This is a genomic window from Streptococcus oralis Uo5, from assembly GCF_000253155.1.
Classification (GTDB): Bacteria; Bacillota; Bacilli; order Lactobacillales; family Streptococcaceae; genus Streptococcus; species Streptococcus oralis_L.
Genome location: NC_015291.1, coordinates 1,596,769 through 1,611,656 on the forward strand (window position 1 = coordinate 1,596,769; position 14,888 = coordinate 1,611,656).

Here is a 14,888-nt window from a genome sequence, read left to right on the forward strand (position 1 = left end):
GCTTATAAAAAGCCTGAGAAGACATCTTCTCAGGCTTTCTGCGTACTATAAACCTCATTGGGAAAGATAGGAAAACGGATTTCGTAATCTTGTTAAGAGGTTTTACTAAATACTAGTCTTTCTTTGTTTTTGCTACAAAGAGAGCAGATAGGGCTAGGCTAACACCTGCTAGGAAGAGGGCTGTGTCAGATTGACTTTCACCAGTTGCTGGCAAGCTTTGTTCAGCTGTTTCTCGGTTCGTCACTTCTTGTTTTAGATCCGGTGCCGGTTTCTTACCTTCATCTGAAGCAAGTGAGCTAAGTTTAAACTCAGGTTTCTCTACTGTTGGAGCAGCTTGGTCGCCTACTGTCGCTAATGGGCCTGTGTATTCTGGCAATTCATGTACTAGAGCCATCACTGCATTGACACCGCCCTTGAACTCAGGTTTCTCTACTGTTGGAGCGGCTTGGTCACCTACTGTCGCTACTGGACCTGTGTACTCTGGAAGTTCATGTACTAGGGCTTCAACTGCATTGACACCGCCCTTGAACTCAGGTTTCTCTACTGTCGGAGCAGCTTGGTCACCTACCGTTGCTACTGGGCCTGTGTACTCTGGAAGTTCATGTACTAGGGCTTCAACTGAATTGACACCGCCTGTGAATTCAGGAACCTCAAGAACAGGTGCTGGCTCTTCGCCCTTACTTGATTGAACCGGTTCTTCTGTTAATTCTTGATGGAAGCTTGCCAATTCATAAAACTCAGCCTTGCCGCCTTCCCAGACTAATTTGACGTCTAGAAGAGAGCCACCATTTCGGATAGCGAAGGTTTGGAGACTAGATGTAATGGCACCGAGGTCTGTCCAACTGTCTTGACCATCCTTGAGTGTTCTAGCAAGAATACGTGCTTTCGCTCCTTCAGGAAGACTGGAAACAAGACGAAGATGGTTGGCATTAGTTGGCTCAGACAAGTGATACACCAATTCGCCCTTGTCTTTTTCAGACTTGTAGCTGGTCAAGACTTTGCCGTCTACAAGATTATTATAAAGGTTGCCTTGGCTTTCTCCACTACTTCCTTCTACTGTTGGATCATTGATTGGTTTGACAAATTCACCATCGTTGATGACCAATTCTGTAAAGCCTACAAAACGGGCATCATAGTCTGCTGTATAGAGGACACGGAGATAGTTGGCTTTGACTGGTGTCGTCAATTCACCCTCGATGTAGCGATTTCCTGGCATCTTAGAATCATGTGTCCAACCATCTGTCAATGAATCATCGTGTGTGCTATTGGCCACACCATCTCCTACTGTAACGACATCAGTCCAAGTTTTACCGTCTTGGCTGACTTGAATCTTACCATCACGAAGATAGTTTTGAGTTCCGTCTTGGATGTAGGCTCTAATCTTCTTGATGGTGCGTTCGCTGCCAAGTTTCAAGGTCACATGACCATCTTTACGAGCATAGTCTGAAAACTCAACAAAGTTGTTGTAAACACCATCAAATAATTGATCTAGGTTGTTTAGTTTACGAACATCATTGCTTCCGTATGTTGGATGAATGCCCATAGTTGTAGATTCTAGTTTGGTTGGTTGCACTTCTTTGGTTGTCACAAGGAGAGAAGTGGCTGTCACAGCTTGTTCCTGATCTGTTTTGTTGACCAGTCGCACATAACGTACTAAGTGGCTTGCTGCAGATCTATCAGTCAACTGGCTAGCTGGCAGCCATTCTTGAGCATTTGCAGAGTACTCAAGGCTAAGAGCTGGGTTGGCTTGGCCTTGGAGCTGGATGCTCTTGACCTGATGGATACGGTCGAGTTTCATACCTAGATAGCTATTTGCAGGAAGTTTGGTTCCAGCTGGAATTTGAAGCTCGTAACTGCCCAAGCTATCCACTACCGGCGTTTCCTTCAAGGCATCAACGTTGGTGTCCGTTAACTCACTGTTTCCAGAACGTGTCTCAACAGAGAAGTCCTGGATACGCCACCAGAGGTCAAGGGCCTTGGTATTGCGGACTCGGATGTAACGAGCATTGATCGCTCTGGTCACTTCCTTAGTTTGCTCACCTGATAGGCGATCCAACTCTTGCCATGCAGTTCCATCTGTAGAGTACTCAAGTACACCTGTGGCAAGCTTATCACCCGTTCCTTGGCGAAGTCGTACTTTAGTGACTGACTTGACTTCACCGAGGTCAAGTTGTGCCCAGGCATCTACTGGTGTCGTATTGCTACCGTCAGCATTTGCCATCATGGCTTCTGTATTGTCCTTGCCATCAGTGATTTGACGAGCTGAGGTATTTAGTTTGTAAACTAAGTTTGAGCTTAGACTGACTGTCGTTGCTTGTTGGCTACGAGCTTTTTCAACGGGACGGTTGACTGCAATTTCCTGAACTGCAAACCAAGTGTTCTCGCGGTCTGCTGTCGCAATCATGCGAACTGCCTTGGCCTTGATAGTGAGATTTTCAAACTTAAGAAGGGATTCATTTCCGACATAGCTTGGCTCTTTCAAGGTTACCCAGTTATCATTTTCATCTTGATACTGCACTTCTGCCTTACTAAAGGTATCACGTGGATTTGCCTGGGTTCCCATAGCAAAGGTCAAGGTTTGGATATCTACCGGCTTGTTGAATTTCATACCGATATAATCACCTGTCTTGATGCTGTTTGGTGATTTAATAATCGCATGAGTTGCCAAATCGCCATCCGTCACTTCTGCCAAACCACCTTCTACACCTGTTCGATTGGTGATAAAGGTGCTGATGATTTGATCTGGATGCAAGACTTTTTGAACTTCAGACGCTAGAACTTCCTTCAAGGATAGGATAAATGGACGAATATGTTGAACACCCAATTCAGCTTTTTCCATATGGTCTACATAATGGAAGGTGTGAGTTTGAGACTGTTCGTACAATTTCAAACCTTTATAGTAGCTATCCCAAAGTTTGGCTGCATCGTTTGTAGCCATAGCTTCAGTTCCTGTAAGGAAGGCATCGAGAGCATTCATTTGATCGATTGCATTATCCAACCAATAGTGGATTTGGGCAACCATTTTTTTATCGCCTGATGCTTTATAGAGTTCGGCTGCTTCTTTAATCTTGGCAAATTCTGCACGCAAGGCTGCACGTTCCGCAGTCACATCCTGACCTGCTTTGAGCTTGGTCATGAAGTCTGTTAATTTTGGAGCCAAGTCTACCGATTCTTCTAGTTTGACGACACGATTATCCATGTTTTGGTTAATCATGTGCTTACCAAGTTCGCGGAAGGCTGCTGATACCTTGCTATCTTCAAAATGACCATTTTCTACAAAGTTGAAGGCAATGTCATTGATTTTCTTAGCTTCTTCTTCTGATTTCCACTGTTTCCATGAGTATTGAGCTCCTGAAAAGAGGGCAATCTTAGATGGTTCAGACTGTTGCATTGGGTTCAACATGATACCAGATAGCAAGCTTGGATCCACATTTGGATGAAGGAATTTCTCACCACCACCTAGAATCAAGTGTTGTTTAGAGTTGTCTGTTACCGGCCAGTTAATCCAAAGTGAAACTGGGCGATAGGTCTTGCCTCCTGCGGATAGATTGTTCTTGAGAGTTGAAAGGAAGCTTTCAGAGACTTCACCCCAAATCTTACCACCCGTCAAGGTCATGGATGTTGAACTTGGGAGATTTTCATTGAGGGATTTCAACTCATCTTCACGTCCATTACCCCAATACTGGCCAGGAACAAAGATCATTTCTTTACGAAGACCGCTGTAAGTTCCCTGCATTTCAGTCAACCACTGGGTCATATCTTGCATCAAGCGGTTGTAGCTATTGTAGCCTCCAACAGGACTTGGTGCATCATCTGCTAGAATACCAAACTCACGGACACCCACTTTCATCAACTGGGTAAATTTGGCCTTGATGGTTGCCAAATCTTCTTGGTAATGCGCTTCATTGCCAAAACGGATACGGTTGTTCATGAATGGATGGATGGTCCAGACATAGCGGGTTTTACTTTGATTTCCGACACGAGCAAGTTCACGAATTTCTGCTAGTTTTTCTTCTGGATAGAGTTCACGCCATTTCTTGTTGTGGTATGGATCATCTTTTGGTGCAAAGAAGTATTGGTTCAATTTCAAATCGCCACCAAATCGCATCAATTCTGCACGATCTGCATTTGACCATGGGTTTCCATAGTAACCTTCAATAAAACCACGGTTCTTGAGCTCTGCGTAATCTTCTACTGTCACATTGCGAAGGACTGGCACTTGGCTTTCCTTGAGCATATGTTTCAAGGTTGTCAAACCATAGAAGACCGCATCTGTGTCTTTTCCGACGATGGAAATCGAATTATCCTTGATACTCAAAACATAGGCATCAATCTTATCAAAGAGACCTGCTGAAACCTTGGACAAGTTTTGCTCTGCTTGTGAACCTTGTCCATGCACTCCAAGATAGATATTGGTTGCGCCAGCGATTGCCGCCTTACCAGTTGTATAAGATACTTGATTGTCCTGCAAGACACTCTTCAAGCGATTGCGAGTATAGATATCGAGTTGATCGCCCATGACCAGATTGACTTGCTTACGAAGGGCTGTAACACCTTCGCCATAGGTTACTTTTTGTGGCGTTGGGAAGACCTTGTACTCTTTCTTGAGATAGTCTGCACTCTTGCTAGCAGCTGCAATGCTGTCTTCACTAGCTGGTTTGCTTGCAGTGAATTGATCCGCCAATTCAACTGTTCCATCACCTGTTTGGTCTACTTTTGGTTTTTCAGGAGTAGATGGTGGTTGAGGCTGACTTGGTTCAGGCGTCTCTTGTCCTTCTTTGGCAGGTTTCAATAGATGAACTTCAGCCGCACTTGCAAAACCACCAACGCCTTCCAATACTTTCAACTCAATCTTGTTGGTATCTACCGCCGCAAAGTTGACTGTTTTTTCTTGGGCGTTGTTGTCCCAGCTTCCTTCTGAAACCTTGACCATTTGGCCATCTTTTTGTGCGTAGATTTCGTAGCGCGTCACGACACCATTTCCACCACCTGGACGTGGGAGATACGTCAAGCCATTGACTTTTTCTGCTTCTTTCAAGGTCATAGTAAGGGTGTATGGCGCAGTGTCACCAGTCCACTTAGTATGCCAGAAGGTATTTGAATCACTGTCAAAGGCCTTTTCAACAGCGCCTTCAGTTGCGTTTCCTGGAAGTTGCTGACTGCTTGCGGTTGCAGTAATCTTATCATTTGAAATCAAGCGAGGATTTACAAATGGTTTGTCTGACAACTCTGCACTATGCAAGATTCCTTTGAAACCACCGATACTTTCAAGCGGTAGTACCAAGCTATTGTGGGCAAAGCGAGGGTGGGCTGGATTTGCAATACGCTCAATCTTTTCACCATCCACATAGACTTCTGTTGACTGTGGTTTGGTTACGATAGAGATTTGATAACGTTTGTTCTTTTCAAGTTTTTTATTGAATTGGATATGGAACTGTTCAAATTTATAAGCAAGGTAGCCGTCTTTATCAGCTAGATAGATACGGTTGTCCCCACTTGTTGAGAAGGTTTGTTCCCCGTCTCCAGTGACAGTCACATCAAACTTCAAGACGTGACTTGGACCAACATCACCTGCTAAGCCTTCGATGCTGCTGTCTTTCTCAAAAGCCAATCCTTGCTCGCTTGTCTTCACCTTCTTGCTTGCATAGTTCTTGACGGTTTCAGAATTGATGGTAAACAAATCACTTTGATCAATCGCTCTATCAGGATTTGACTGTGGCGCATAAGGGCTTGTTGGTAGGGTGCGTTCTGCAAAGGTCGCAGCTGCACGGTCAGATCCCCAAGTGCGCTCCGCAGTGGTTTGCATGCTCTTGAAGAAGCGTTTAAAGATATCATAAGAGGTCAAGCCAGTCTCATGAAGATCGATATTGTCATTCCAAACTGCGTGTCCACCACCAATAATACTTGGATGAGAAGCTGGTAGAAGTGGACCTCCACCTGTTCTGAAATCATTCGGTGTCCAGCTATTGTACTGGCGTTCGTAGTTGGCATAGTCCCCGTAGGCTGCTTGACTATTGCTTCCACTTGGGACACTATATGTCGGCACATCCGTGATGTTGATAATCTTAGCTCCCTGAGCAATGGCTTCATTTGGTCGTTGCCAGCCAATGCTCCAGATATCAACTTCTACTCCGTTCCAATCAACAGGAGTGTTCCCACGTTTCGCACTGAGCGAGCCCCAGATACGAGGGGTATAGCCTTTCCCTTTAATGTATTTGATAAGGTCATTGACATAGCGGCGATAGCTTTCTCTGCTACCATAGTATTCATCCGTTCCGATATGAACAGTAGATACCCCATGAAGCGGTGCATCTGGACCATCGAGGAGCTTGTCATAGACTGATTTGACAAAAGCTAATGTCTCATCGTACTTGTTATCCAAGTCCAGCATGGCTACGCGCTCAACATTGTGCTTGCCTGCATAATCGCTCAGACTACCTTGATACATGAGGTCTGGACGAACTTTGACAAAGGACAGGGCATGACCTGGTGTATCAATTTCTGGTACTAGGTTGATATGCAAGGCCTTGGCCAATTTAATCAGATTTTGCATTTCTTCCTTAGTATAATGCTCATCTGATGTCAATTTTTGACCATTCTTACCGACAATATCTGTCTCCAAACGGAAACCAGTCTTGGCATGTTCAAGTACATACTTGAGTTGTTCTTCTGGACTTAAATTCTTACCTGCCAAGTGTTCCTTGAGGAAGATATAGTTATCATTAAGGTGCAACTGCAAGTCGTTCATCTTGTAGTAGGCCATGTTGAGCATGATGTCTACAAGGGTGTCATAAGGGATAAATTTACGACCTGTATCCAGCATAAAGCCACGGTGGCTGAAACTTGGGAAATCACGAATTTCGCCATTTTGTAGGTCTGTTTCTCCCATTTGAAGAAGAGTACGAGTTGCGTAGAAGGCTCCTGTGTTCGTTGCAGCTTCGATGGTAATCACATCATCTTGGATAGTGATGCCATAGCCTTCCTTGCCATAACCTTTGTTTTCAACCTTTTTAAACTCGATTCGTTTTTGAGCCTGTTTGTCACCTGTTGCAAGTTCCAATCCACGGCTTGCAAGGTCTGACTGGTAGAAGGTTGCTGCCTGATCAAATCCTGAATCTCCAGTCGCAAGAACTGTATCTGAAGTGATAGAAGATTGGCCTTCTTTCCCATACCATTGTTGAACAGCTGGTGCTACTTTTGGTTTTACACCCACACCCTCGTCCTGATGTAGCCCCTTGATGACTACTTCAAATTCCTTAGTGAAAGTATGGCTGTCTTTGATTTGCTGCACCATGACCTTGACGCGTTGATCTGTCAGAGGTTTATGGATGTGATTTTGAAGGTCAATTACACCTTGTTTGTTGCTTCCGATGAGACTGACTTTTCCTGGTAAAGTTGGTAGAACAAGAGACTGTCCGTCTTCTGCTACTGTGAGTTCTGTTACTTGGCGGATATCCGTTACCTTACTATGGTCCGGAACGTTAGAATAAGCTCGAATTTCTTGGATTCCAACGTTTCTCCAGTTCATTGTTCCCGCTTGGTAATCATTGACCTCCAATTTGAGATACTTAGCTTTGATACTTTCAGCTAGATCTACTTTCTCATCTAAAACAGGATCTCCAGTCTTGGTATGAGCGAGTTTCCATTGTTTTTCTCCGTTAGCGCCCACGTCTTCTTGACCTGCGTAGTAGAGACTCCAAGATTTGATATTTGGATCATTTTGCCCATTACGAAGACGACGATCCCAGTCTATTTCTACATGCTTGATAAGGGTAGTTTTTGGAAGAGTTAATTCGAAGGTTGGTTTTGGTACATCTTTATCCGTAGCCCAACGAGTATCCGGATTACCGTCCACTGCCTTATCCGCAGTAAAGTTGGTACCAGTCTCATGGTTGCTCGCCTGAGCAGTAGCACCTTCGAGATGGTTGACATCTTCTCTATCTTCGATTGTCTTTTCAGCTGGTTTTACTGCTGGTGTAGTGGTTTCCGCAGGTTGTTTGTCTGCCTTTGGTGTTTCAACCGGTTTCGGCGTTTCTGCTGGCTTGGGACTTGTAGGACTTGTCTCTGGTTTTGCCTCTTCACTTGCTGCAGGATTGGTTCCCTCATCTGTCGCTGGAGTTTCTTCATGACTTGCTTCTGTTGCAGCTTCTGCATCCGCCTTTTCAAGCGCAGCGGCTAAATCATCTGGTAACTTATCCAAGGCTTGAACATGAGTGATACTTCCCTCTGTCTCTGAAGGTGTTGCTGTTTCTGCCGCCTGAACCATATTGGCGCCAAAGATACTAGCACCAATCATAACGGAGGCTGCACCGATTGCAAATTTTCTTATACTATAGTGACAGCGTTTCTCAAAAAAATGTCTATCCATCTTTCTCCTATTCCTTTCATCCGCATACATGAGTAAGCGGTATCATTTCTCCTTTGAAAAAGGAGAGAACCAAGAGGTCCTCTCCGGCTGTTTGTTCCTTTTTGATTCGAGTTGCTTTGAACTGCTACAATCAAATCTCATTAATCTTCTTTACGTTTTGTCGCAAGGACTGCAGCAGATAAAGCGATACTCACACTTGCTAAGAAGAGGGCTGCTTCTGAACCATGTTCTCCTGTAGCAGGAAGCTTCTCTTCATCTTTAGCTCTTGGAGTTTTGGCATCAGCTACTGGGCTTGGAGTGAGCAGGTACTCAGGTTTTTCAACTGTTGGAGCTGCTTGATCTCCAGCAGTAGCCAATACACCTGTGTAGGCTGGCTTTTCATTCACCAAGGCCTCAACTGCATTGACTCCACCTCTATACTCTGGAACTTCATTTGCAGCTGCTAGGACCGCATTGGCTCCACCTTTGTATTCTGGTAATTCGTGAACCAAGGCTTGGACCGCATTAACGCCGCCCTTGAACTCAGGGACTTCATGTACAGCTGCTTCTGCTGCATTGACGCCGCCTTTGAACTCAGGTACATCAAGAACTGGTGGTTGTTCTTCTCCCTTGCTACTTGTTGGAGCATCTGGTTTCGTAGCAGAATCTTTTAATTGGTTGAGATAGTCTGCGAAGTAGGCAACCATTCTTTCCGTCAAGAGATGGTTATCCGTCGCATATTTCATGCTCGCCTGAACTCCAGCTACTTCCTCTTGATTGTCTTTGTCTGTTAATTTCTGCGCCTTAGCCAAAGCTGCTTCATAGCCAGACATGTCAAGTGGTGTTTCTGCTACCTGTGGACGGGTAAAGATGAGTTCCGCTGCAGATTGGTATTTATCGCCACCATCTCCGTAAGTCTTGGTACCAGTAAGGACAATTTTCTTAGCCTTGATTGTCTTGCCAAAGTCAATGTCTTTTGGTTTGTTGTTATTTGGCCAATCTGTCACTGTGAAGGTATGTTCCTTGCCAGACTCATCTGTGACAACCAGTTTCACATCTCGCAAGTTTCCATTTGAATCAGAGGCACGTGGAACATAGCGAAGTCCTGTGATTTCAGTAGGTTCTCTCAAGACCATGGTTGCAGGCTTGCCTACATCTCCTCCATTCCAAGATGTATGCCATAGGCTAGAAACATTGCCATCAAAGGCATTCTCTAGACCTTCACCTGGTTGAGCTGGCGCATCCAAACTTTCAAAGTCTTCTGCTACCAAGGCTGTCTTCTTCTGAACCAAAGCATTCTTCAAGGCTTCAATCTTAGCAATCTCTGCACGCGCTTCTTCCACACTAATGTCATCATCTGCCTGACTGAGGTTAAAGACCGCCTCTTTCAAAGCATCCATAGACTCTTTGGTGTAGTTGGTCATGGCTACAGTTGGCAAGTAGTTCTTCAGAGCATTTTCTGTCAACATCTTACCTGTTAGGGTAATTTCCTCGATGTGAAGATTGTCCATCATGAAATCGTTGTAACCACGGAAGTTGGCATTTCCGCCAGCATCTCCATGAGTATTGCTTGCGTTTCCAGTTGAGTAGATACCTACCCAAGTATCGCCTGTTTCTGCACCTGTCACGAGGAAGGTTACTTTCTTGGCTTTCTTAGAATCCGTCCAAGTATTTGGCAATTCATGCATTTCCAAGTTGCTTGCTTGACTACCACGACGACCTGACTGGAATTCTCCCTTACCAACTACAAAGGCATAGGTATTGTCAGAGCCTGCTTCATATTCAAAGGTTACACGGTAGGTCTTACCTGCCTCAAAGCGGAAGTTTTGAGGAATGGTTTGGTAAACCAAGTTACGACGGCTAACCAGTCCATTGGTCTTGAGTGACCAATTTCCATCGATAACATCATCAACTTTCTTACCGTTCCAACCACGTTGTGTATATGGATCGTGTTTTTCAGACAAGTGAGTGCGGTTATCTTCGACACCTTCGACACCACCTACTACAAATGGGAAGATACCTTGAGCTACATTTTCAAAGTCTTGTTTGAAGGTTCCTTGACCTGTATCATGGTTTTCTCCGTACATGCTTGAATTATTTTCAAAGGTACGAATTTCATCAAAGTAAGTTGCTTCATCACCAGCTTCACGACTCAAAGTAAGAGTAACATTTGAGACGTCCGATCCAGTTGTAAAGAAGGCATACATGTTTTGGAAGTAACTTGTATTGTCAACTGTAGCATTGTCACGACGATTGTTATGAGCATATGCTTTGATATAGTTGAGAGCGAGTGACTTATTTGTATAAGTAGTCACTTCTTTTTCGCCAGTGTTTACAGTGATGCTAGCCTTGGCATTACTACGGTTATCGACACCCACATAAACGGCATACTTGGTATTTGGTTTCAAGCCAGTTAATTTCTGAGTGAGACTAACTTTTTCTTTGTTTCCTTGAATACGAAGCATATCGTTTGCCCCTTGAGACTTGACAATTTCTGCCTTAGAAGCATCGCCTGAAATGGTCCAGTGTTTCAAGGTACCGCTATTAAATCCTTGGTCATAGATGTGCATGCCTTCGCTCCATGACATTTCAGGATTGCTTTGTTTTGAACGGTAAAGTACGTATGGTTGATTAGCTAGAAGGTCTAGGGTAATCTTGCCATCTTTTACAGTTAGTTCTTGCTCTTCTGTCTTACCTTGGTCAGTTAGCTTGTAAAGGTAAACCTTGCTCTTTGCCCAATCGCTTGGAAGGGTCCAAGTTGTTGCACCAGCCTGCGTATTGAAGTAGTACATTTTTTCCTTATCAGTAGGAAGTTTCTTACCATTCGCATCCCAGTTCCAAGGAGTCAAGTAAGCTGAACCATCCTGGATGACACGTCCGTTGAGCGTTACTGTACGTTCGCGGTATTGTGGGCTATTGACATCATTTGACTTACGCGTCACAACAACCTTGTTACCTGCTGAATCGACTAGCTCAACCTTCATTTCTGGAGTCCATTTATAGGTGCTACCGTTATCGGTCATGGTAACTGGTGTACCATTTTCCCATTTACTTACAGTGAAGTGTTGGAAATACTTAGTCATGACATCATGGGCAAAGAGGTTAGTCACGTAGCCATTGTAGTCACTTCTTCCCTGCCAGCCTTCAAAGTCTTTCATGCTGTAACCACCTAGAAGTGGGTAGTTGGCTGCACCACCATAACTTCTGTAGTCCCCAACCCAAGAATCTTTTTGGTGGTTGCGGATAAAGCGCGTGATAGCACTGTTGATACCTTTATTAGTGTAGCCACCATAGGTCAAATCAGCTGCCCAGTGTTGGAAGGTAGAGTCGTACTCACCACCATGGCCCCACTCAATCGCAAAGCGCCAGCCTTGTTTGTTGATTTCTTTAGCAAGAACGTGAGTAGCCCAGGCACCGTTATCACCTGATTGGCCATTGCCCCAAACGTCCACATAGATAAAGTCGAGACCTTCACCAAGTTTTTTCTTCAAGTCTTCCCAGCGAGCCAAGCGTCCATGCGCCAAGTCATAAGCAGCATCAATGTTGATACCTTGGTCTAGCCAGTTCCAACCGTAGCTGTAGCTACCATCTGGATTCTTACGAAGAATATTTTCATTAAAGTATTTAGACTCAGGATAGGTTTCAGAAGCGTTAACGTGGATACCAAGATATGCACCATACTTCTTAGCTTTCTCGATCAAGGCCTTGAAGTCTTCAACACCACCAATACGTTTACCAATATCAGCATAGTTCAAGTGACCAGAGTCGTGACCTTCACTACCATATCCTTTAAGGAGAACACCTTGCCCAAGACCATCTGTGTGGAGATTGATTTTCTTGATACCATCCAAGGTCATAAGGAATGGGTTTTGTGCTTGAGAACCAAAGTTCATCGCGATACGGTAAGCTGTGATATCCTTGACTTTTTCCCAACCTTGAGGGTTGTTCATGATGCTACGATAAGCAATGGCACCATCTTGCCAGTCAACTTTATTATCCGCATTGGCATCTTCAGTGATAACAACTTTAGCACTTGGAAGTTCCTTAGTGTACTCTGGATATACAATCCCTTTATAAGCTTTTTCCCATTGCCATTCAGAACTTTGGATTCCCACATAGTTTGTATTTCCAACAGTTTGTTTGAATGCTGTCAAACGAGTCCAGTCATTCGAACCACCACCGTAGCTGTTTTGAGAGTTACTCCAAACACCTGCAGCAAGCTTATCTGTAGAAACAAAACCATACATATAGCCCTTAGCCAAATCTTTCATTGGATTGGTTACATCGATATGTTCATCTCCACTGATATGAGTGTTGTTTGACATGGTTGCCCCGTCAAACTTAGCCACAGTTTGGTCGCTTGAAACCGACACAAGTGAGTTTCCTAAGAAATTGATAGAGGAGAGAAGTTTTCTTTCATCATCAATCTTCTGACCTGGAGTAACTTGGTTATGGTTGACAATCTTGGTCACATCAAAATGCAATTGATTGTCCACAACTTGCAAGCGTACAGTCATATCTGCATTGATGAAATTCTTCTCGTCACGAAGCCTCATCAAATACTCTGCAGTAGTATCATTGATCTTCTTATAGGTGACTTCAGGTGTAATTTCGTGATTGTTTACCAAGATTTTCTTAAGTTGTTGAACTTGTCCTGGTAAAGTATGCCCATTCAAGGTGTATTCCTTCACACGAGGAAAGGCTTGGTCAATTACCGCTTTCAAAACTGCTGACTGGATAGTGTCATAAGATACTTTACTATCGTCAACAACCGGACCTGTTTCTTTCTGGGCAGGAGTATCATCTGCTTTTACACCTTCTTGATTGTCTGTTTTAACGCTGACAACCGTACGGTCATTGCTATAGGAGCCAGCTTTTAGGACGATTTTCTTCTCATTTTTGAGAGTTTCATTAACAGCTGCTGGCAAAGTGACTGTATCAAAGAGCTTCTCATCATTATTCGTTGCATTGAGTTGTCCATCTGACTTGAGAGTGATAGAAAGACGGTTTACAGAACCTGGTTCTGGTGCTGCTACACGATTGCCCTTATACCAGGTGCTATCGGTTGGAGATTTATACTCCCAGAACCAGCCATCTTTGTCATAACCAACAAAAACATTGTTCTTGGTATCTTTAAATTTCAAGAAGACACCAAAGCGTGATTTGCCCTTTTCAGAATCATCTTTGAAGGTTAAATCAACCGTCGCATTTCCATTAGCATCAACTGTCAATCCTTGTTTTTCAAACAAGGCTGGTTTATCGCCATTGTCGTTCTGTGCAGTCGAGGACAATTGATTGTAGCGGACACCCTTTTCTTCACGAATAGTGACGGTTCCTTGTTGCTCTTTATTCGCTACTGTTTGCCATTCAGGGGTTACTGTCTTAGGCGTTTCAGGTTTAGCAGCTGCAGGTTTATCCTCTTTTGGTTTTTCTTCAGCCGGTTTTTCTTTCTCTTCCAAGTCTGCTGGTTTCACACTTGAAATTCCCTGCATGTGGTCTTGAATCCATTTTAGCTGAGCTGGTGAGAAGAGAATGCCTCCGCTCCGTTTTCCAACTACACCATTTTGGTGAACACCGACTAGTTTGCCTTCTGTATCAAAGATACCGCCACCACTAGCGCCCGGTTTTCCTCCTTGGTAACCAATCCCTTGGACACCTTCTCCGTATGGTTCCGCAAAATCAACTGTAGTATTGACAATCGGATTCAATTTCCCTTCTGGATAACCAAAGACATGGAGTTTATCTCCAATTTTCTTAACAACTGGCTTTTTAGTTACTTCAACAGGCGTATTTTCTAGAACTGTACGCAATCTCACAAGGGCCAAATCATTTTTGAAGCCCTTCAGGTAGCCTTCACGATCCCAATGAATGATATCTTTCTTACTAAACTTGACATCTGGCAATCCTGGATAAGAGATGCTATAGATATCTCCATCCCCTTGGTCATTATCCACAACCTTACGGATATTGCCGTCTTGGCTGTCCTTGATAAAGTTATGAGAAACCGTCAATACAAGGTCTTTAGCAACGACAATACCGCTACCTTCTCCTGATGGCGTCTTAATCTTAACAGTCGCGCCATAGTTTAATTCCCCATTGGTAGTCTTAGCCACATCTTCTGGGACGAGCTTCCCTGTATCTTGGGCCAATTGATCCTTGTCAACTTCGCGCCCATTGTCTTCGGCTTTCTCCAACTTATCTTCTAATTCTTTTGGCAGATTGCTTGGCTTTTCAGACTTTTCTTTTTCTTGAGCCAACAACTCTTCTTCTGTTTGTGGGCCTTCAGTAGTCTCAGCTGAACCAGGATTCTGAGCGGCAGCTTCCTTGTCAAAATCGTGCCCCTCATCACTAGCCTTCTTATCCAAATCAGCTAGTTCACTCGGCAAATTATCTGTTGAACCAACTCTTGCTTGATCAGCTAATACTGGGCTAGCTGCGAAGAAAGTCGCTCCAATCATCACCGAAGCTACTCCAAGCGTAAACTTACGAATACTGAACTTACAGCGTTTTTCAAAAAATCGTTTATCCATGAACTCCTAAA

The 14,888-nt window shown here is 44.0% G+C and carries 2 protein-coding genes; both read right to left on the reverse strand.

Going from position 1 to position 14,888, the window contains the following annotated elements; all coding sequences use genetic code 11:
• Positions 1 to 112: 112 nt before the first annotated feature.
• Complete coding sequence (locus SOR_RS08025; RefSeq protein ID WP_000373810.1) at positions 113 to 8,368, reverse strand: SIALI-17 repeat-containing surface protein; 8,256 nt, start codon at positions 8,366 to 8,368, stop codon at positions 113 to 115.
• 140 nt (positions 8,369 to 8,508) lie between these two features.
• Entirely contained in the window at positions 8,509 to 14,877 is a 6,369-nt protein-coding gene (locus SOR_RS08030; protein WP_000361143.1) for a SpGH101 family endo-alpha-N-acetylgalactosaminidase, read from the reverse strand.
• Positions 14,878 to 14,888 lie beyond the last annotated feature (11 nt).

Coding starts and splice junctions, on each gene's coding strand:
- SOR_RS08025 (WP_000373810.1), bottom strand. CDS start 8,368: ATGGATAGACATTTTTTTGAGAAACGCTGTCACTATAGTATAAGAAAA.
- SOR_RS08030 (WP_000361143.1), bottom strand. CDS start 14,877: ATGGATAAACGATTTTTTGAAAAACGCTGTAAGTTCAGTATTCGTAAG.